The organism is Bifidobacterium asteroides, from assembly GCF_019469425.1.
In the GTDB taxonomy this organism is placed as follows: domain Bacteria; phylum Actinomycetota; class Actinomycetes; order Actinomycetales; family Bifidobacteriaceae; genus Bombiscardovia; species Bombiscardovia asteroides_I.
The window spans coordinates 580,901-601,864 of sequence record NZ_CP048272.1; the positions used below are offsets into that span (position 1 = coordinate 580,901).

The window sequence follows — 20,964 nt, forward strand, 5'->3', positions numbered from 1 at the left end:
AAGGGCATGCTGCTTGCCATCTTGTCGAGGTTGGGCAGGGGGACCAGCAGCAGTGGGGATTCAGAAGAGGTGGCGCAGTGACAGCCGCGTCCTCCAGCGCCTGAAACGGGGCAGGCCCTGCAGGATGGACCGGCGAACCTGATCTACGAGACGCCAGTATTCGGCTGCTTCCTGGTCAGATGCCGGAAGATTGCCGAAGCTGGTCCTGTCGGCCAGATTGCAGAGCCAGTTCAGCTTGTCCATGTTGGTATTCCGCTGTCCTGTGGTCTTCTGCCGGCCCGGCAGGCCCTGCCTGATGGCTCTGGTCTGTTCCCTTCTGGTCCCTTGCGGTCTGAGGCCTGACTGCCAAGCCAGGTTGCTGATCTGTTTCCACCCCTGCTCGATGCGCCTTTGGGGCGAGCCCTTCGTTCTTGCCCGGTTCAAAAGCCAGGCCTTGAACGCCAGAATGATCAGGATCAATAGGACGGTAACCCAGACTGGCGAGGAATAGGCTAGAGCCTTCCCGGCCAGGGGGCCGAATCGTGTCCAGAAAGAGGGGCCGGACATCTGGTCGGCATCCTGTCCTCCGATGCGGGTCCTGCCCTTGGCGCGCTGGTCGTCCCGGAGAGGATCGGCCAGCGGGGGCGGCGGCTGTCTGACCAGGGTCTTGGGGTTGGGAGGGGTCAGATTCAGGTTCTTGTCCGGTGTCTTCGTCTCCTGCGGTGTGGGGTAGAAGGACACCCAGCCCAGGCTCGCCAGGTTGATCTCGACCCAGGCCTCGGCGTCCTCCCCTTTGAAATCCACGGTTGTGCCGCCGCCGGGGTCCTGGTGGGTGCGGGTCTTGCTGATGCCTCCCTGTCTGTCCTTGGGGATGAAACCCAGGACAACCCGGGAGGGGAGACCCATCTGCCTGGCCAGAAGTGCCATGGTGGAGGCGTACTGTTCGCTGTCGCCTACCATGGCCTGCGCCTGAAGGAGCTGGTTGATCCGATAGTCGCCGTGGCCGGCGGGGGACGGATAGTCGCCCTCCAGGCCATGGGAGAACCAGCCGTCCTGATGGAGCCTGGTCTCGATGGCCAGGGCCCTGGCGCCTGGCTTGTCCTGGAAGGATGTCATCAGGGCCGCTGCCTTGGGCAGGGAATCCGGCGGATCCGAGACTTGGGGGACCTGAGCCGCTCCTGCCTGGCTGTTCCTGATGGCTTCCTGTCTTGGTCTGACGCTCAGGTTCCCCTCGACCGTATAGGTGGTGTTGGCGCTTAGGGGTGTGGCCGAAAGGGCGGAATCGGTTCCCCTGTTGTAATAAAGGTCCTCCCGGCTCAGATTCCTTCCTGGGCTGATGGATGAGGCACGGCCGGCCGTGGGCAGCCAGGAGCGTCCGAACCCCTGGTGGATGGTGAAGGAGGCCTTAAAGGACGGGCCCTGGGCCAGTTTGTCGTCAGCTTCTCCACCATCCCGGCCGGGGGAAATGAGGTTGCCGATGCGCCGGTAATCGTAGGACTGTCCGGGCATGGCGCTGTCGGAAAGGTTCCAGACCTTGCCATCGAACCGGTCCATGACGGCCATGCGGATCGGTGTGCCGGCCGGCAGATTGTGCACGGTCACCAGGGTGTCATCCTTGTGATCCTTGATGTAGGACCGGTAGTCGCTCAGGGGGCTGGTGAACTGGTAGGGGTCGATCGGAGGCTGGTAACGGTCACGGAGCACCAGACGGTCAAGCGGGACCAGGAGCGTCCCGCCCATGGCGATGCTCAAGGCCGGGACAAGGGTCAGGACCTTGGCCAGGAGTCTGCCGGACCGGATCAGTTGCAGGCGCCAGGAAGTCCAGAAAAGGAGCAGGGCCCACAGGCAGCATCCCATAAGCCCTGGATGCCATCCATGGCTGGTTCCTAGGAGTGCCGATACCGACAAGGTGACCAGTATCGGCAGGGTGGCAAGGATCGGGGTGGGGTCTACGGTGCCGTCAGGCCGCCTGGGCCGGTCATAGGGATGCGCTTGCGCCAGGAAGGCCGCCAGGAATGAGGTCCACAGGAGAAGGGTCCACAGGGCCATGAAGCCGCCCGCCTCCCAGCCCAGCGGAGGGTCGATGGCGACCAGGGTCTTGAAAGAGCCGAAGGTGTCCGTCCACCCTTGGACCAGGGTTCTGGGGGTGGGTATCAGATGGAGGAAGGTGGTTTCATTCAGGGTCACGACGGGTCCCAGGATGAATTGGGCCGCAATCAGCAATACGGCTTGAAGAATATAAGGGCGGAGGGCATGGCGGGAACGGATCATAGCGGTGAGGGCCCCGGCCAGGCCGGCCAGGAATCCCACCATGAGCCATCCCGCAAGGTCCCCGTACACAGGAAGCAGCTGGACGGCGGCAAGGAGGTTGACTGGGACCAATGACAGGGTGGAGAGAAATCCCAGGGTATGGCTCCTGGGATCTTCCCGTGGCATCGATCGGCTACCATGCAGCATGCGGACCGGCGAGGGGATTGGCCCGGCCTGCCAGGTTCCGGGGATCTTCATACGAGGGTCTCCGTAATCAGGGGGAGGTCCTCAAGGGTTCCCAGGCGGGCCAGGGTCATGGCCCCCTGCTCATGGATGGCGCGCGCTTCCTCTCTTGCGGCGATCAGGACCATGGTTCGAATGGATTCGGGCAACCCGACGGTCATGGTCTGGGTTGCCTGTCGGTCGGTCCGGGAGCCCGAGACCAGGAGGATCAGAGAGGTGTCGGGGACATGGGTCTCAATCATGCCGAGCCAGGGGGCCGAGGACTGACCTGGTTTTTCTCCCGCTGGTGCCTCTACTGGGAAAATGGAGCTGCAATCATCCAAGAAGTTGCGGGGGGAGTCGGTGCGGAGGAAGCTGGTTTTCCAAGCGGAATGATTCTGCCGGAGTCTGTTGGGCCGGAAGCCGGCAGGGGCATCAACCCGGTTTCGGGTTTGATCGGCGGGGACCATGGCCGCCAGGCGGCGGTTGTCCAGCAGGCATCGTTCCCCCAGCGAAGCGAAGATGCTGACGGCTAGTTCGAATTCCTCAGCACTGGCGTATGAGGATGGATCGGTATCCATCCAGAGAGCGGTGGCTGTACGGAGGGTGGGCTCGTATTGGCGGACCATCAGGGAACCGGTCTTGGCTGTGGAGAGCCAGTGGACACGCTTGATGTCATCCCCGGGCTGGTAAGGGCGCAGGGCGTGGAATTCCAGGTCGTCATCCACGATTCCGGAGGCCGCGCGCCCATCGAGATCCCGTTGGAGCCCGGCTGTGATCGGTGCCAGGTCAATGGTTCGAGGGTGGACATACAGCTGGTTTCCATCAGTCAGGATCCGCTTCCTGAGGATGGCGCCATAGGGGTCGCCGGCCTCCATGGTCACCGGTCCCACATGGACGGCGCCGCGGTGCGATGCCTGAAGTCTCAGGTTCAGGTGATCGGATTGGCCGGCTGCAAGTGCCGGAAAGGCCAGATACGCGGGCTCGCTCCCGATCATGATGCTGATTCTGCACCTGTGTGCGGTGCGCGGACCCGGGTTGGATAGTGTTACGGAAAGCTCCGACTCCTGACCCACGACAAGGCGGATCTGGCCCAGGTTGAGATCAGCCCGGCAGCCAAGGTTTCCCATGCTCATGATCAGGCCGGTGGATATCATGATCAGGCTGGTCAGAAGGAAGACCAGAAGCTCGGCCCAGCCGACCAAGGCCAGGCCGACACCGGCGATCACCATGATCGTGATTATCCCCCAACCCAGCGGTGTCACCATGGAAAGGGCCTGGTGCAACGGGGTGTTGCTTGAAAGTGTCCGAAGTGTCTCCGAGGTGTGCATGGATGTCTTGGCTGATCTCCATGTGGTCATGGTCTCAGTGCTCCGCCGTGGGGATGGGGACTGTGGCCAGGGCTTCAGCCAGGGCCTGGTGCTCATCGACCCCGGAGAGCCTGGCCTCGGTTTCCAGAACCAGGCGATGGGCCAGGACCGGATCGACAAGCTCCTTGACATCGTCGGGAATGACGTAATCGCGGCCATGGGAGTAGGCCCAGATCCGGGCGCAGCGGATCAGGGCCAAGCCTCCACGGATGGAGGAGCCCACCTTGATGGCCTTGCTGTGTCGTGTGGCCTCGATGATTCGGATGATGTACTCCATGATTGAGGAATCACAGTAGACCTTGGATGCGCTTCGGGCCATTTCGGCAATCCCGTCCGCACCGATCACCGGGGTGACCAGGCCGGCCCTGTCCTTGATGTCGGCCTCCTGAAGGATGCGCATGCTGGCCTCATGACCAGGAGCGCCCATGGAGGTCCTGATCAGGAAGCGATCCATCTGAGCCTCCGGCAGGCTGTAGGTGCCCAACTGCTCGATAGGGTTCTGGGTCGCCAGCACCATGAAGGGGTGGGGAACCTGGTAGGTGGCGCCGTCTACCGTGACCTTCTCTTCTTCCATGACCTCCAGGAGGGCGGACTGGGTCTTGGGCGATGCCCGGTTGATCTCGTCGGCCAGAACCATGGAGGCGAAGACCGGGCCCGGTCTGAACGAGAAGCTTCCCTCGGCCTGGTCGTAGAAGGTGACACCCACGACATCCGAAGGAAGGAGGTCGGGGGTGAACTGGATGCGCTTGAACCCCACGTCGATGGATCTGGCCAGCGCTCGCGCCAGCTGGGTCTTGCCGGTGCCCGGATTGTCCTCAAGAAGGATATGGCCGCCCGCGATCAGGGCCGTGACGCACAGCTCCACCGTCTCGGCCTTGCCGACGACTGCCTTGCCGATGTTCTCGGTAATGGCGTGGAAGGCGCGGGCAAAGTCGTTGGAGTTCATTGCCGGGCTGCCTGTTGTGGAGGTCGGTCCGGTGTGGTGCCTGGTTCCACGGCCGATGGCAAGGGGCGGGTCCGTATGGGTCTCGTCGGATGCGGACGGTTCCGTCTTTCTTAAGGATTCGGCTGCCATGGTTGGTTCTGAGGTCATGCGCCTGGCGGGAACCGTTCCTGTTTGAGGATTGCTGTTGTCAGTGGGCTGTCGCCCACCAGCCTGGTCACGCTTGCGCCCAAGACCACCCAGCATGGCCTCGCGCTGCCGTTGCAGTATGCGTATGCGGCTGGATCTGCCAGACTCGTCTTCAAAAGTCATGTCATTTTCATTCAGAACCAGCGGCTTGTCGGCCGCCAGGGGTCTGGCACGGTAAGTGCCCAGTCTGGTCCTGTCTTCGAGGTCGGCGGCTTGGCCGGTCCTTCGGGCTCCAGCCGTCTGATCGGCGGGTGGATTCGGATCGGGTAGGGTTGGCGGCACTTGACCCGATTCGGATTGGTGGTTGCTCATGACGGTGGCATCATTCAGAGGCCTGCCTTTATCCTGGGTGGCATCATCCTGGAATTGGTCATTCATGTCTGTCAATCCTTGTTTTCATGGGGGCTGATTGGTTCCATCTGACTGGAATCCCGGGCTGTTCCGCAGTTTCCTGCGGTCTGTGCCCAGTTTTTCGAGTGGATGGCGTTCGGCGGTTCTCCAAGGTGTGCTTCGTGGATGACTGTCCTCCTGCAAGTGTCAGTTCCTTGGCGACTGTCGGTGAAAGTCCCTCGCTGCCTGCGCCGCTGATGCGGCTGACGGCTTTGAATCTCATGGTTGCTCCCGGTTGGGCAACCGAGGCAGGCAGGGTGACCTGCTTCCTTGCTGTCTGGGGGGTGCATCCCAGTGTCCATGAGGCGGTCGAGGGTTCGACTCCTTCAAGCGTGACCAGGATGTCCTTGCAGGGCCTGCCATGGCTGGCGCCCGGAGTCAATGCCAGATCGACCTTGGTGGGATCGTTGGCGGGGTCGTCTTGTTCGACCTTATCAAAGGAAGGCGGATCGGGGTGCGACCATGTGGATCCGGAGGCGGATTCGGCCGTTCCGGCTCCGGCCATGTTGGAGGGTACGACAGTGACGGAGCAGGCCAGCCCTGCGTCCTGGTGATCGACGGAGAAGATCGCGCTGGTGGAGGTTGGTGGGCGATTCCGCATGGATCCGCAACCGGGTCCGTTGGCTTGGACCGTGTAACGGTCGACGGGCGAGCCATGATTTTCGGGCTGGTCCCACTTTACCGTCAAGGTTTCCTTGACGCTGCCGTCCATCGACAGGTTGCGTACGCCTCCAGGTATCACATCCGGCCTGGCGGCGAGGGGGGAGGAGGCAGAGGACCATCCGGCCTCGTTGTGGGCCCGGACCGTGAAGCTATAGTCCCGACCATTGGTAAGACCCGTAACTGTGCAGGTGGTGGCCCTTGAACATGATTGCCGACCTGCGTCAGCATCCGACTGGTAGGAGACCTGGTACTCGTCAATGGGACTCCCATTGGCGCTCCCCGGCTCCCAAGCCAGGGAGACCGTCCCGTCTCCTGCGCGTGGAGATCCGACTAGGACCCGAGGGGGCTGCGGCTTGTCGATGATGCTGACTGTTATGGTTGCGCTGACCCGCCGGTCCTTGTCTCTGGTGCCGTCTTCCACGGTTGCCAGGACAGTGTTGGTCGATGCGCCGATATCCTTGCCGACCTTGATGGTCACCTGGCCGTTCTCGCCGGGGGAGGCGGACAGTTTCGATGCATCGTCGGTCACCACGCCAACCACCCGCAGAGGGCTGTCGGGGAAGGGATTCATGGCTCCCTCAAGGACATCGACATCAAGACTCTGACCCGCCTTGGCTCTGATGGCGCGCGAGGGCACCGACGCCAGGGGACGGGTGGTCCTGACGATCCTGAAGGTCAGGCCTGTCTTGACGTTGCCATCCGCATAGGCGATGGTGATGGGCAGGATGGCCCTGGCTCCTGGCGCGGCGGTCTTGTCGGCGCTGACAGAGAGCTGGCCCTTGCGGGTGAGTGCGGCCTTGACTGGCCCTTCGGCTCCGCTGGTCGCATAGACGTATGAGCTGACACGGCTTCCCGCCGGGACCTGGGTCAAGGCCCTCAGGGAGATGGTCTGTGCAGGCTCTCCGGCCACGAGATCGATCGGTGGGGCCGAAAGGCGTGGCGGTTCTTCATGCCCTCCCTCGACGGTGATGGGAAGGGTCAAGACGGCCGAATTGACAATGGTTTTCCCATCGGGGACCCCGTCCTGTGCGGTGAAGGTCAGGGAGGCAGGTCCTGAATAGTCCTTGTTGGCGGCGAACCTGAGCGTAGTCGGATTCACATAGGGCTCGGACCCATCGGATTTGGTCGCTGAAACCGAGTCTGCCGAGGCGATCCGGGCTGTTTTGCCGGCTCCTACACGTACCTGATCGGCGATGTCGATGGTGATGCTCTGCCCGGCCCGGACCCGAAGGGCAGGTGCCTTGGGTCGGAGAGTCGGAGGGAAGACGCCGTATGCCGGCACCTTGACGAAGGCAGTGGACGTGATCTTGTACCGGGTGTTGGTGACCGTGTAGGGGACCGCCCTGGCCTGGTCCGTCAGATCGATGCTGAGCGTGGTCGATCCCGGGCCGCCCTTGATCCGGGCGTGATTGCTGGCGCTGGGATGCACCGCCAGTTTCAGATCGTCCATGGTCCCCGAGGGGTTGGCCATGGAGTCGACAAGGTTGACATCGACCGAACGTTTGTCGATCGTATCGGCAGGGGCCACATCGTAGTCCTGGAGGGTCGGCGGCTGTATCGGCGCCTTGGGGTCCGTGGTGACGGTCAGGGTGGCCTGATCACTGATGCCGGCCTGGTTTTTGGCCCGATAGACCACGTATGAGGTACCGGCCTGGGTCGGAGCGGTCAGGCGGATCATGTCGCCGACGACCTTGGCGTCGTGGACCCCGGTGGTTTCAAGGTCGGGGTCCAGGGCCAGCGTGGTGTCATCCCCCGAGATGTCGTTGGACAGGACAGGTACGTCCACTGCCGTCCCCGGCCTCAGATTCACCTGGTCGTCACGGCTGAAAACGCCCCCTGAGGCAGTGCTCTGGAAGACGCCGACGCGGATATGTCCCTGGGCCCGTTGTCCGACCCAGTCTTCGACAGCATAGGTGAAGTCGTCCGTGCCTTTTGAGTCGGCATAAGCCTCGTAGATCAGGTAGTCGGCTCCTACTTGGGTGATCCTTCCCAATTTGGGCGCCTGGTTTCCCAATCCCGACAGGGTGTCGCAGTCGCCGTCCGGATCGATGCCGGTCAGGGATATGGGGATGCGGACCTTGGCTCCTGCAGCTGCCTGGGCCTCGATGTCATCTGGGGTGGGTGCCGGCTTGTCCCGCTGGTTGTCGGCATGGACCTTGAAGGTAATGGTCCCGGAGGCCGTGTTGCCCAGGTTGTCCTTGACCGTGTAGGTGACTGGGTAGGTGCCCGTCTCGTGTCCGGCTTGGTAACGCACCGTGTCGCCGGAGACGAAGATCAATCCCCTGAAGGTCGCCTGGTCTCTGCCCAGGTCCGGCTCCAGGCCGACCGTAGCGCCATCGGGGTAGGTTACGTGGTCCATGACCCTGACAGTGACCAGACCCCCTTGCCGTACCTGTGCGCTGATGTTGCCCGCTTTTGGGGTGGAAGCGCTCCGGTCCAGTGGTGGCGGCTGCAGGGTGATGGTCCCACGGGCATCGCCGGCTGCGTTGGTGACGGTATAGAAAATCCTGACCGGTCTGGTGGGGATCTGACGCGCCGTCAGATAGACCCGCTTGTGATCGACGATCCCAGCCTTGATTCCCATGGCTGGATCCGTCGACACCGAAGTCAGAGATAGAACCCCGCCCATGGGGTCCAGGTCGTTGTCCATGGGTTCGACGATCGCGGTCTGCCCGGCCCCTAGCAGGGCTACGTCGTTGACGGCGACAGGCTTTGCCGCGTCAGCCCTGAACTGGGCCACCTCCAATCGGACCAGCCCCTGGGTGGCATGATCACCCTGGGCCACCGTGTAGGGAATGTAGTAGGTGCCCGGTGTCGGGGAGCTGAAAGCGAAAGACATGTCCTCTGTATTGGCCTCCACCTTGGTCCCCCCGGGCTGACCCACCTTGGTCAGTTGCAGCGGCTGGGCCGAGTTGCCATGTACGGCCTTCTTCAGGTCTATCCTGATCGTCCGTCCGGGCTGGGTCTGTCTGACGACCGGGTCGACCAGGGGGTTCAGCGTGTTGGCTGGCCGGATGGAGAAGTAGACCAGACCCTCCCCGCTGAGTCTGCCGTCCGAGACGGTCACCTTGACGCTGATTCGGCCGGATGTTGCGGATCCGGCGGCCAGGGTCAGCCTGCCATCGGTCCGGGTGGAGACCGAAACCTGATCCGAGTTGGCGGGGCTGGCTGATACCAGGGTCATGGGATCCCCATCAGGGTCCACAATACCGGCCAGGGCATTGACTTCGATGGTGGCTCCCTGCTCCACCTCGTACTCGGCCGGGGTGTCGACCTGCTGAGGGGGCTTGTCCCCGCCTTCCATGTCGCTCGGGGCGATCGTCAGGTCGATACCCGCCGATGAGACCTGCCCGTGGCCGTCGGTGATGGAGTAGTTTATCCTGACGGTGCCTGGATGGGCCCGGGACGCGTCCACCTGGAGGAAGCGGCCATCGTACACAGGAGACAGGGTGATCTCACCGCTGGATGTTCTTGCGTCGCTGATCTGTAGGACCGAGCAGTCCGTCTGGTGGTCGTTGCGCAGAGGGTCAAGGATGGCCTGGGACCCAGCCCTGATGCCGAACTGGTCGTCTTCGGCGGTGATGGTCCCGGAACGGGCGTCGCAGGTTGGGGCGAACCGTTGCTGATTGTTGGCTGAGTCCTCCTTCTGGTCCGAGGGCCGGGTCTCCCTGACGTCTATGGTCTGCCACTGGATTTTTATCATCTTCGTGGATTTGCGGGGATTCCAGACATTCCCGGCCTGGACGTCATTGAGGATGACCTGGCGGTGGTTGGCGCGGAAGACCAGGTCGTCGGTCGGGGTGATGGATTGGAGGGTGACCAGACGGTTGTCCAGGCCGGACCCTTGACCCCGGTTACGACCCGCCGGCATTTCACCCTTGGTGCCGCACAGCCGGATGAAGTTCCTGGCAGGCGAGGACCATGCAGCCCAGAGACAACCCCCCGACGAGACCGGCCGTGCGGGTTGTCCGCTTCCGCCGGTGGCGATCAGGGTGGGATCCGCGCCTGGTGCGTTCAGATTGACCAGATGCACGCCCTGGTCATCGCTGACCCCCACCCAGGTAGACTGCTGGCTCCGGTCGATCGGGGTCTCCTGCAGTCTTGGATCGCCTGAACAGTGCAGGCGGGCGGACCCCCTGGACCAGTACAGCGTCCTGTCCGAAAGGACCACCGGCTGGTCGCCGACCACGGTCATCCCATCGGCCCTGACCGGTCTGCCGCCGGTTATGGAATCCAGGGCATGGTGGGTTCTTCCATCGGGCCTGTCCACCACCAGAACCGCACCGTCGGACGGTCTGAAGGCATAGACGGATCCCTGTGGGGTGACGGCCACGGCCCCGCCCCGGCCCAGGGTCAGGATGGGTTGTCTATGGTCGGGATCGATGGACTTCAGAGCATCGGTGCTGCCCACCCACAGCTTGCCGGTGGACTTCTGAAAAAGCGCCACGGTTGTCCCGTTGACCATCTGCTCGACTTGGGCACCCAGCCTGGTCCGGTCGCCGATGCTGGCGGTCGAGGCCCTGATGGCCGACATGGCCCCATCCTGCCCCAGGATGGTGGCGTACCCGCTCTGGGCCAGATCGAACCTGTGCGTATTGGTTGACAGGGCCACATCGGCCTCGTCAATCCCCGGCTTGAACCGGGCCACCTTGCCCTGATCCTGGGAGGCGACCCAGACGCTGCCGTCATCAACCTGTACCTGTCGCCGGTTGACCGTGTTCAGCAGAACGGCCCCGACAGCAACAAGCATCAAGGCCAGAAGAACCATGATCGGCATGGTCCAGGGGGTGCATGCCCTGGATATTAGGGAGCGGACGCGTCGCCTGGCCCGGCGCTGCCACGAGGGACCGCTCCCGTTACTCATCATTGCCCCCTGCCTTGTGGTGAAGTTTCCGATATGCATTCATGGTGCCATTCCGAGCTTTTCCGTCTCGGCGGAGCAGACTGGATTGTCGCCGCCGCCTATTCGGGCCTCTCGGTAATTCGAGTCTAACTTCCTGCCTTGTGAAAATAGGCCAAGAGAACAATGTGGTCAACTGTGCCCGTCCGAGAATCCAGCAGGGGTCCGGTCATCCCTGCTGCTGAGCGGCGCAAATAGTCGTAGGCTCCTGGGATATCCGTCTGTCGGCCCGTACCAGGCTGACAGAGATGCAGGTCTGGGGCCCTTGGGCAGGGTCAATCATGGCCCTTGGATCCTTGGTCTGGACGCTCGCCCCGCGGTTGCCTCCTCCCTGCCCGTCCAGTAAATGCCATGTATAAATGTCTCCTGGCCTGGGATCGGGATTGCTCCAAGTGAAGATGACCGCAGATTTCTGATAGGTGCCCTTGCCGTCGGTGACCGAAGGCACTGGCGCTTTTTCGTCATCGTGCTCCTCCGGATCGGTGCTCTCCTGGGTTGCAGCCGAACCGTCCCGCCCAGGTGCAGATATCGCCGAACCTGTCTCGAGGCTGTCGTGGCCGGTAATGACGACCAGTCCCACTGCCAGGGCGATGACCGCCAGGACCAAGAGTGCGATACCCGTTAAAAGGCCTGTATGGAATCGTTTGCTCAAGGATGACCGGCTCGCCCTCGATTTGCCGGTACCGTTTCGGCCAGGCAGCGACAGCACCGATTCCTGTCCGGCTCGAAGGCCCCGTCCGCCCGTCTGGATCCCTTCGCTCCGCTGCTCGGGTCGCCGGCCGCTGCTCGGGTCGCCGGCCGAACCGGCATGGCCATTCTCCGGGAATGGCGCGATGCCCTTTCCGACAAAGGGGGTCATGTGGCCGTAAGCATCCTGCTGAACGATTTGCATGGCCCGTCCGAAGTCCAGCGCCGAAAAGTAGCGGTCATCCCGGTCGTAAGCCATGGCCCTGTCTAAAATATGTTCGAATTCCGGTGCCGCCTCGCCATTGCGCAGGGTCGGCAGGTCCCTGTGCATGATGGCCTGTGCCAGCTGGTCCTCGTTTGCCACCGAGTAGCCGTATTCGAATGGTGACAGGCCGGTCAGCATTCCGAAAAGTGAGGCCCCGAGGGAATAAATGTCGCTGGCCTCAGACCCGCCTGAATGGCCGGCAAGGACCTCGGGCGCGGACCATGGTATCGAGAGGCCTTCGGCCCGGTCGGTTCCATAGGTGGAAGCCGAGATGCCGAAGTCCGCAAGAACGGGCAGACCCTGGTCGGTGATCAGGAAATTGCCCGGCTTGACGTCGCGATGGACGATTCCCTTGGCATGGGCGCTGTAGAGTGCGCTTGCCATTCTCACACCGAGGTCAAGCGTCTGTTCCTCATCAAGTCCTCCTGAGCGCATGATGGTTCGGCAGTTGCCTCCGGGGGCATATTCAAGGATGAGGCACTCCCGTCCTTCTTGGCTGACCATAGCCTGGTGGATGGTGAGGATGTAGGGATGTGTAGAGAGCTTGGCCAGGTAGTCGGCCTCATTGAGAAAGCTGTCGTGAGCAGTGCGGCGGTACATGCTTTCTTTGACAGCCACAAGGCGGGCTGGGAATTCCTGCTCATATAGATAGACCCATGAGGTGCCGCCTTCACCCAAAAAGCCGACATACCGGTAACCCGTCAGATTCGGGATGCCGCTCGGTTGGACTTCGGCAGGCTGGTTCGTCATAGGACAACAATATAATAGCCGCACTTAACTAGGCCTGATGGGGTCCCTGTTGGAATGCATACGTGTTGCGTGGTATTATCAAGCTGGCTGCAGAAAAGTTATCGCTTTTCGTAGCCCATGATCGTTGTTGTCCGCGATGGAGAGGATGTAGTTATGGCAAACGTATCAGTCAGTTATGGTGATCTTGACACTGCTGTCAGTGACTTGAGGAATGGCCACGATACGCTGGTTTCCGAATTGAACACATTGAAGAGCAAAATTGATGCTCTCGTCAGCGGCGGGTTCGTCACTGATCGTGCTTCTGGTGCTTTTCAGCAGTCTTACGAGGAGTTTACCAAAGGTGCGACTCAGACGGTTGACGGACTGAATGGCATGGAAGACTTCTTGAACAAGACCAAGCAGTCGATGACTGATTTGGACACTCAGTTGGCCAGCTCCTTGCAGTGAATGGAACGGCATCGGGAATCAGGATGCGCTTGTTTTGAAGCACTTCGGTGATCGAGTGCAAAGGGCAGTTGTTATTGAGCTTGGTTTTGCAGAAGTGCTGTAATAGCGCGCTGACAGGTGCAGGTTTCGCGGATTAGCTGAGTGCAGTCTCCTGAGCTCGGCAGGGAGGATGCTTCTCTTCGCGGTTCCCGCATCTTGTCTATGTGTCGAGCATTGCCTATATGCAATCGGGGCATAACTGTCAGAGTTTGATTCGTTATGCCCTTCTCGGTATTTTCGATGCTGCATGTCTTCAGAGTTCTGGGCATATGTCGTGGCGGCCAGAAGGGTTTAGCTGTTTATGCTCCGTTATGGCGGTCCTTCCTGCGGTACCTGATGCCTTGCCCTGTCCAGCGGCTATAGGGCTTTGAGCATATTTGGATTGTGGATAATCAGACTGAGATATCTGGGGAGAGAAGTGGTTGCTGAGAATACGGTAGTCGGGGGACGATATCGTATCCTGACGCAGATAGGCAAGGGCGGAATGTCCACCGTCTATCTCGCGCTCGATACTTCGCTGAATAAACAGTGGGCCGTCAAAGAGATCAAGCAAGTGACGGATCCCGTCAAACGCGACATGCTCATCAAGAGCATCACCGTTGAAGCTAACATGATCAAACGCTTTGACCATCCCTCCATTCCCCGGATTGTCGATTTGATTGACGACCATGGCACTCTTTACGTCGTCATGGATTACGTTGAAGGGCGTACGCTTGCCGATATTCTTAAGAACGAGGGTCCCCAGCCTGAGGATACGGTCGTAGATTGGGGGATACAGCTTTGCGATGCCCTTGATTATCTTCATCGTCGCCATCCTCCGGTCGTGTATAGGGATATGAAGCCCTCAAACGTGATGGTTACTCCGGATGGAGCTATCAAGCTGATAGACTTCGGCATCGCCATAGAGATGGGCGCAGACGAGAATCGTGGTTCGCTCATCGGCGACGACAGGCAATTGGGCACTCCCGGCTATGGTGCTCCGGAGCAGTTCTCCGAAAAAGGACGTATCGATCAGAGGACCGATATCTATGCCTTGGGTGCCACGCTTTATAATCTCTTGACAGGCGAACATCCTCGTCCAGGGTCGTTCAAACCCATTCGTGAGCTTGTATCCACCCTGTCTCCGGGGTTGGAAAGCGTCGTGGCCACGGCGACACAGAGCAATCCTGACGACCGTTTCCAGAATTGCGCTGAAATGGCCTTTGCGCTTCGGCATTATAAGGAAGTCGACGAGGTTCATCGTCAGGCTTTGTCCAGGAAGTGGCGCACTTTCCTCGGCACGGCAATTGCCTCAGTGGTTTGCCTCGCCCTGTCCGCCTGTTCCCTGGGAATGGCATATCGGACGCGCAACGGAGATTTTCGGTATTGGATGGAGCAGGCCACTCAGACCACGGTAGATGCCAGGGCTGAAAGCGATTATGTTCGGGCAGCTTCCATCAAGCCCGACTCAATAGAACCTTATCTGAGCCTTATCAGCATGTATACCGCCGATGGAAGTTTTGACAGCAAAGAGGAGCACGTCTACAACGCAACGATTACCGAACATGCCGACGCCCTTCGCAGGCATGCCGACGACTGGTCCCGTCTCTGCTTCGAAACCGGGAAGTTGTATTGGTACTACTACGACGCTCCTGAAAATGACAAGTCGGTGCCGACCACGGCCGCATCGAATCAGGAGTCGGCCAGAATGGACAGGATCCGGGCTGCGTCGCCGTGGATGCACGACGCTGCTGGAAACAAGAAATTCAAGAGCGCCGGTCTTGCGGATATATACGCTGGCATGGCGGATTTCAACACACAGATCGTTCCTCTTATCAATGAAGGGTCGGATGCAGGCAGATACAAGCCTTACGCAAAGCGGTTGCAGCAGCTGATGGATGCTTCTCATGGGGAAAGCAATGATGTCATTCGTCTCGAGGTGTCCAACATGACCTTGGATGCCCTGCGCATATTCCCCAGGAAGTTCAGAGCGGATGGTGTGACCAAGGAAGCGATGGATTCCCTGGCCGACAAGGCCATTTCCTTGGCTGGTACGGTCACGCCCACAACCACTGTACTCGATGAGAAAAAGCAGGAGGCTAATGAGTCGGCACGGGTTGTCCACTCGGAGATCGACAACGCCTTTGTAGACATCAAAGGAGATAAACGGTGAGCACCCAGACCTGGAGAATGCTGGCCCTTGTATTTCTGGCGATCGCCTTTGTCCTGGCCATTGTTGCGATCGTGCTGTTCAGGATACTGCACATACGTCAGGTGCGGGATGTGCTTACCGGCCGCAGTGAGGCTGAGGAGATTGAGCGGATGCGCTCAGCCAGAGCCGGAACATGGGGAATGGCCGACTTCCAGAAGTTCGGTGCTGCCGGCCGCAAGGAATCTGACGAATCCAACTGGCGAAAACCGGCATCTCCCTCAACTCAATCCGTTGAATTCAAGGTGCACTCCGTGGATACCCCGTCTGAACCGGTTTCGCAGGCGAGCGGCGCCAAGGACTGGGATGACGAAGGGGCGACTTCATTGATGGGCGACGGGCATGTCCAATCCGGCGATGCTGATGATGAAGCCAAGACCACGCTTGCAGGAAGGTCCTAAACAATGGAAAAACACAGTGGACGGAGTGGACTGCTTTGCAGCATCATTTGCTTGATCGGCTTGCCGGCACTGGCTTTCTGCCTTTGTTTGCTGGCACAGATGTTCGTTCCCTTACAAGCCATGGCCGCCCCCGCTGAAGGTGGTGGGAGCCATGTAGATGTGTCCATGCACTATCAGCAGACAAAACCTGATGATGATATAACCGACGGTAAAACGTGGGTGGCATATGGCGACAGAACCATCACCATGACCATTCGGCAGGTTCCTGCAGACCAGGGCGAACTCACTGTTACGGATGCCAGGATAACCAGCAGCTCAACCGATTCGGCATGTCCTGTCTTGAAAAAAGAAGCGGATGCCTACACGCTCACCTATCAAGACCCGGCTGGGGAGCAGAGTGGTCAAGAGTATGGCTTGAGCAAATGCCAGTTAGCAGTCAACTACTCTCTGAAACCAACAGACGGCAACGGGAATGCTTCAGTCTCCAAGATGACCTTCAAAAAGTCGCTGGACGAAATAGGAATGACCACTCTCGACGCCCGAGGAGAATCCGTACCTTTCGCAAGTACTGTGCATTCGTTGATTGTGGATTCCACTCCGGACAGGAGTGTTCGGCTATGGGTGGAAGGGCAGCCTGAGGGTGACCCACTACGTGGCAACTTCAGAAAGGCTGATTCCGTATCGCTCTCATCAAAGGATCCCTGGATAGATCGTGTAGTCAATATCGCCTATGCCAACCATAAACGGGACCATCCCGATGCCCCCTTCAGCCTGATGACGCTGGATCAGGAACCCAGGCAGAACCAGGCCGATGATCCCAGGCATGAAGAGCCGTTTAAGCTCGCCTGCCCTACAGGCACTTATAGTGCGGATAGCCGACGGATAACGAAAGGCCCGAAGGATCATCAGGGATCATGGAATGTGCTCACTCCCTCGTGCAGGCTGGTCAATATTAAAGACTTGAGTTCATACAACTCGAATGCCAGGTATACAGCAAAAGTGCAGGACGAGATAGCAAAGTATCTGCGTCCGGAGGATCCCGCGCGGAATGCTGAGTTCCTCTCATTCGTCTATGATACGCAAATTCCGATGCTGACTTCCGTATCATATATTCAGCCCGGTCATGACAGTAACTCTGATGATCGGGATTACGCGTTTCCCGGTGACGGGGTCATGGCCTTCAAGGATCGCACTGTCAGACTGAGGGTCAAGGATAAGCTTCCCCTTAGACCAGCGGTGGACAAAGAGGGCAACCCGCAGGACAGACAGCTGGACAGGACTGATCAAGCATCTGATTCCAATGCCTCCGGCGCGGATACTCTCATCCTGACTGGAAGTCGATATTCGGACACCAGCAAGCAGCATGGGGCTCAACTTGTGGAGTGTCCCTCGGGCGGCACAACCCCAACCAGCAAAGGCTGCGACTATACAGTGAGCACTGGGACTGACCCTACTTCCCCCAGCTCCCGGTTTTTTGACGTGAATTTCAGCTCAACCGGCTATTACGATTTGACTTCCATCACGGCAAAAGTGGTCGATAAGGCAGGGAATGAAGACCAGGCTTTTGCTTTGAAAGGAGCCACTGAAGACGGCAAAGCCCCAGACACGAGCCATATGATCGGCAAGCTACTGATAGACCTGAGCTATCAGGACTCCGGCGATCAACTGAGAATTGCAGTAACCAGCCATCATGACCATGCCTCTCAGGCGCCGGATGCGGTTCCCCCTGCCCCATCAGGCAGCGACCTGTATTATTACAACTCCGATGTGGATCTGACGCTACAAGTCAAAAGTGCGCTTCTGAAGGATTATCTGCTGCTGATTGCCAATCAGCCGGGACAGAGCCAACAAAAAATCAAGTTGCTGAAATACAATCTGGCGCCTCCTGCAGGCACCAACGACACAGAAACGACCTGTACCATTGACCCGACCAGTTTGAAGAGCAGCAGCGCCCAATGGAGGTGGAGCCTTCCATGTGGTGGAGGAATCGATCACCTATCGGACGGGTCGAATCCCGCCAACGGTGCATATACCTTCAAGCTCAACGATAGTTTTCTGCCGAGCTTCCTAGGGGCTACCGTCAAGTTCGGCATCGATACGAACCCGCCTGTGGTCAGTGAATTCGAAGGACCTACCGGTGGCCACGATCTGAAGCTGGTCAAATTCAATGGCCAGACCATTGTTACCAGCCCCTCGGGGAACAGTGTGAGGGTTCGGGTCCAGGATCTTCTCCCCAAGGAGCAGCGGGGGAACGAGCGAATCGACACTGCTGCCCAGCAGGGTACGTCCGGGATCTCCGACGGAGGCGACAAAAATAACCGTTTCGGCAGTGTCGTGGTCGAAATGCCCGCTCCGAAGGATCTGAACCGCAAGCTCATAAGCAACGGCACAGCCAACAAGCTGCAGACTCTGCCGATCAACAATGATGGTCGGTTTACCATACGCTTCGATGACGAGGGGCTGTACGATCTGTCTGAAGTCAAACTTACCGTCCATGACCGGGCGGACTATCCCAAGGCCAGCAATGATGGGGCTGGAAGCGCGACGGGGAATGGTCTTACGACCAATCTTGCAGACTTGGTCAAACAGCATGAGCAAACCAACAGTTTTGGCGAGCCCTATGATGCCTTGGTGATCGATAATCCAAGGGGAAAGAGGGAAGCCCGGATATCCCTGAGTCAGGCGGAGGGGAACCCGCCCTCGACAAAGCCTGGATACTACTTCAGAGGGGATGCCATTGTCGATTTCTCAGTGACCGATAGATGGTTCCCCCTTTATCAGAAATTGGATGAAACCACGCACAAGCACTTCTTGAATCCAACAGTGGCGCCATCTTCACCGACTGATTTCCCAGCGGTCCCGTTCGGGCAAAAAGCCTGGGAGCGTGTCAAGTCGGAGTCGGACACCTGGATATATCGCGGATATCAAGTTCCCCGCTCGGTTGTCAACTCTGATCTCCCTCATGAAGGGACATACAAACTGGATGTCTCCTATGCGGGTCTGCAGTCCGACAGCCAATATTTCGCCTCTGCGCATTCTGAGTTCGTCATCGACTATACAGGGCCCAAGCTGGGCGGTTTGCATCTGTCGACGACCGCTCCTCAGCATTGGCAGTGGGTCTTCCCCACCTCCCCCTTGCATGTCTCCCTGGACGGCGTCAATGATGCCGTGTCAGGGATTGATGCCCAGACATTGGCCTTCGCTGATTTCAGGGGCCCTGACCCCACACCAATGCTCGGTTATGACCCATGGCTGGCACCACAAGGCGCGGATACGCCTGAATCGACTCTGCGGTTCGAATCGGATGATGTGGTGGGCTTCGACATGAACACCGACAGCCAGCGCCTGAGGTTCGACGGCACGTCGATTGCCGTCAAGGACAAGGCCGGGAATCCTTCATCGACGCATGCTCTGGACGCCTACGGCGATAAGCAGAGCGGCATCGTCAATGACGCCAGAGGACTTACCGGGGCGGCTTTGGACTTTGCTTCGCCCAAGCTATCCCTGAAGTATGACAACAACGATGTCAGGAACGGGAAATACTACAAGGCCAAGAGGGTGGCGACCGTGACCATCGACGAGTCGAATTTCGACTTCGTAGCCGGGCACGATAGCAAGCGCGTCATCGTCACCTCCGCGGTGGATGGTCGAAAGTCGCAACTCAGGGCCGAGGATTTCTCCAACCCCAGCGGCGACAAGCACACCTACGTGGCGAGCCTCAGTTGTGAAACCGACGGCGACTGGGTGATGGATGCGGCCTTTACCGATCCGGGGGATCATCAGGGCAATCCGGTACATGACGAATTCGTCATCGATACGACCAGACCCGTCCTTTCCCTTGCCTTTGACAACAATGACAGCAAGAACGGCATGTATTACAAGGCTCCGAGGGTGGCGACCGTCAAACTGGTCGAGCGCAACATGAGCGACAAAGAATCGACGGTAACGACCACAGCCAAGAACGATGCCAACCAGGATGTTCCCGCGCCTTCGGGCGACGGTTGGTCGCAGATCGGTGATGCCGGCAAGTACACGTTTGTCCAGCATGTCCCCTTCTCAGGGGAGCATCATTATACCCTAGAAGCTAGGGCGACCGATTTGGCAGGGAACGTCGCCGATGCGGCCAAGGAACCAGAGTTCGTCGTCGACATGACCAAGCCTGATCTCCATATCGACAAAGTGGAGGACAAGACTGCGTACGCCGGCACCGTTGCTCCTCGGATCATGGCCGTCGATGCCAACATGGATCAGGGGAAGACGACCTACGAGCTTGCGGGAGACCGACGGGGCAGGATCAAGTCGATCGACCTCGATGCCCAAGAGGGCGGGGACGATAATTCACTCACTGTCGATATCCCCGATTTCAAGCGCAAGGCTGAGAACGACGACGTGTACACCCTGACCGCCAAGAGCGAGGACATGGCGGGGAATTCGGCCACCGTCACCAAAACATTCTCAGTCAACAGATTCGGTTCCACATACCTGTTCTCTGCGGGGACGGCGTCGATCAGAGGCGCCTATCTGAAAAAGGCGGTGCCGGTCACTGTCACCGAGCTGAACGTCAGCGGCATCGACCAGAGGAATTCGAGAATCGACTTGGCAAAGGACGGGCGCATAGGCACTGTACCCGAATCCGGCTACCAGGTCATCAAGTCTACTGACAAGGGCTGGAGCAAGCAGACATATGAGATACCGGCAAATGTGTTTAAGGGTGACGGGTATTATCGCCTGATGTTCACATCGACCGACAAAGCAGGTAATTTGTCGGAGAACTCGATGCAGCACAAGGATGCCAAGCGGAAGGGCGATGCATCCGTGAACTTCGCCCTGGATTCGCAGGCTCCTACCGTCTCTGCGCTCGGCATCGACTCCAACCGTGTATATTACGGGCAACGACGTGACGTCGGAATCGATGCCAAGGACAACATGAAGATCCGCTTGGCGAAAGTCTATGTCGATGGCGTAAAGCGCGGCGAATGGCCTGAGAATGACCTCCTGAAGGGCATGCAGTACATCGACTTGCCGGCCGATGCGCATAACCATACGGTGACTGTCAGGACTGAGGATGCGGCCGGCAACGTGTCGACAGCCACATACCATGGTGTTATTGTGGCCTCGAACTTGTGGCAATACATACGCGAGAACGGTTTGCTTTTCGTCCTGGTCGTCTGTACGGGGATCCTTTTTGTCCTGATGATTCTGGTGGCTGCCGTCCTGATTGTTCGTCGGCGCTCGGAACTCGCCTACAGGCGCAATCCCTTCGGCAAATCAGGACGGTAGA

The 20,964-nt window shown here is 59.3% G+C and carries 9 protein-coding genes; 4 read left to right on the forward strand and 5 right to left on the reverse strand.

Features of this window, described 5'->3' with window-relative positions:
- Positions 1–60 precede the first annotated feature (60 nt).
- From GYM67_RS02220 to GYM67_RS02240, 5 genes are all read right to left on the reverse strand, one after another.
- Positions 61–2,415, reverse strand: a complete 2,355-nt coding sequence (locus GYM67_RS02220) for a transglutaminase TgpA family protein (protein WP_220236928.1) — start codon at positions 2,413–2,415, stop codon at positions 61–63.
- 68 nt (positions 2,416–2,483) lie between these two features.
- Positions 2,484–3,812 carry a DUF58 domain-containing protein gene (locus tag GYM67_RS02225; RefSeq protein ID WP_220236929.1) on the reverse strand — a complete coding sequence of 443 codons (1,329 nt, stop codon included), beginning with the start codon at positions 3,810–3,812 and terminating at the stop codon, positions 2,484–2,486.
- Between the two features lie 4 nt (positions 3,813–3,816).
- Positions 3,817–5,331, reverse strand: a complete 1,515-nt coding sequence (locus tag GYM67_RS02230) for an AAA family ATPase (protein WP_258561554.1) — start codon at positions 5,329–5,331, stop codon at positions 3,817–3,819.
- On the reverse strand, positions 5,324–10,783 hold the full coding sequence (locus GYM67_RS02235) for an Ig-like domain-containing protein (protein WP_295908843.1): 5,460 nt from the start codon (positions 10,781–10,783) through the stop codon (positions 5,324–5,326). The genes GYM67_RS02230 and GYM67_RS02235 overlap by 8 nt, the downstream gene beginning before the upstream one ends.
- Positions 10,784–11,075: 292 nt before the next feature.
- The gene (locus GYM67_RS02240; protein WP_220236930.1) at positions 11,076–12,608 is read right to left on the reverse strand and encodes a serine/threonine-protein kinase; all 1,533 of its coding nucleotides are present in this window, start codon (positions 12,606–12,608) and stop codon (positions 11,076–11,078) included.
- Between the two features lie 153 nt (positions 12,609–12,761).
- Between GYM67_RS02240 and GYM67_RS02245 the strand changes: the two genes are divergently transcribed.
- The 4 genes from GYM67_RS02245 to GYM67_RS02260 all read left to right on the forward strand — a co-directional run bounded on the left by GYM67_RS02245 (position 12,762) and on the right by GYM67_RS02260 (position 20,963).
- Positions 12,762–13,055: a WXG100 family type VII secretion target gene (locus GYM67_RS02245; RefSeq protein ID WP_258561556.1), complete on the forward strand. Its 294-nt coding sequence runs from the start codon at positions 12,762–12,764 to the stop codon at positions 13,053–13,055.
- Positions 13,056–13,512: 457 nt separating this feature from the next.
- Positions 13,513–15,246 carry a serine/threonine protein kinase gene (locus GYM67_RS02250; RefSeq protein WP_220236932.1) on the forward strand — a complete coding sequence of 578 codons (1,734 nt, stop codon included), beginning with the start codon at positions 13,513–13,515 and terminating at the stop codon, positions 15,244–15,246.
- Positions 15,243–15,683, forward strand: a complete 441-nt coding sequence (locus GYM67_RS02255; RefSeq protein ID WP_220236933.1) for a hypothetical protein — start codon at positions 15,243–15,245, stop codon at positions 15,681–15,683. The genes GYM67_RS02250 and GYM67_RS02255 overlap by 4 nt, the downstream gene beginning before the upstream one ends.
- A gap of 1,479 nt (positions 15,684–17,162) precedes the next feature.
- Positions 17,163–20,963 (forward strand): Ig-like domain-containing protein, encoded by a 3,801-nt coding sequence (locus GYM67_RS02260; protein WP_220236934.1) that lies wholly within the window; start codon positions 17,163–17,165, stop codon positions 20,961–20,963.
- The last annotated feature ends 1 nt before the right edge of the window (position 20,964 follow it).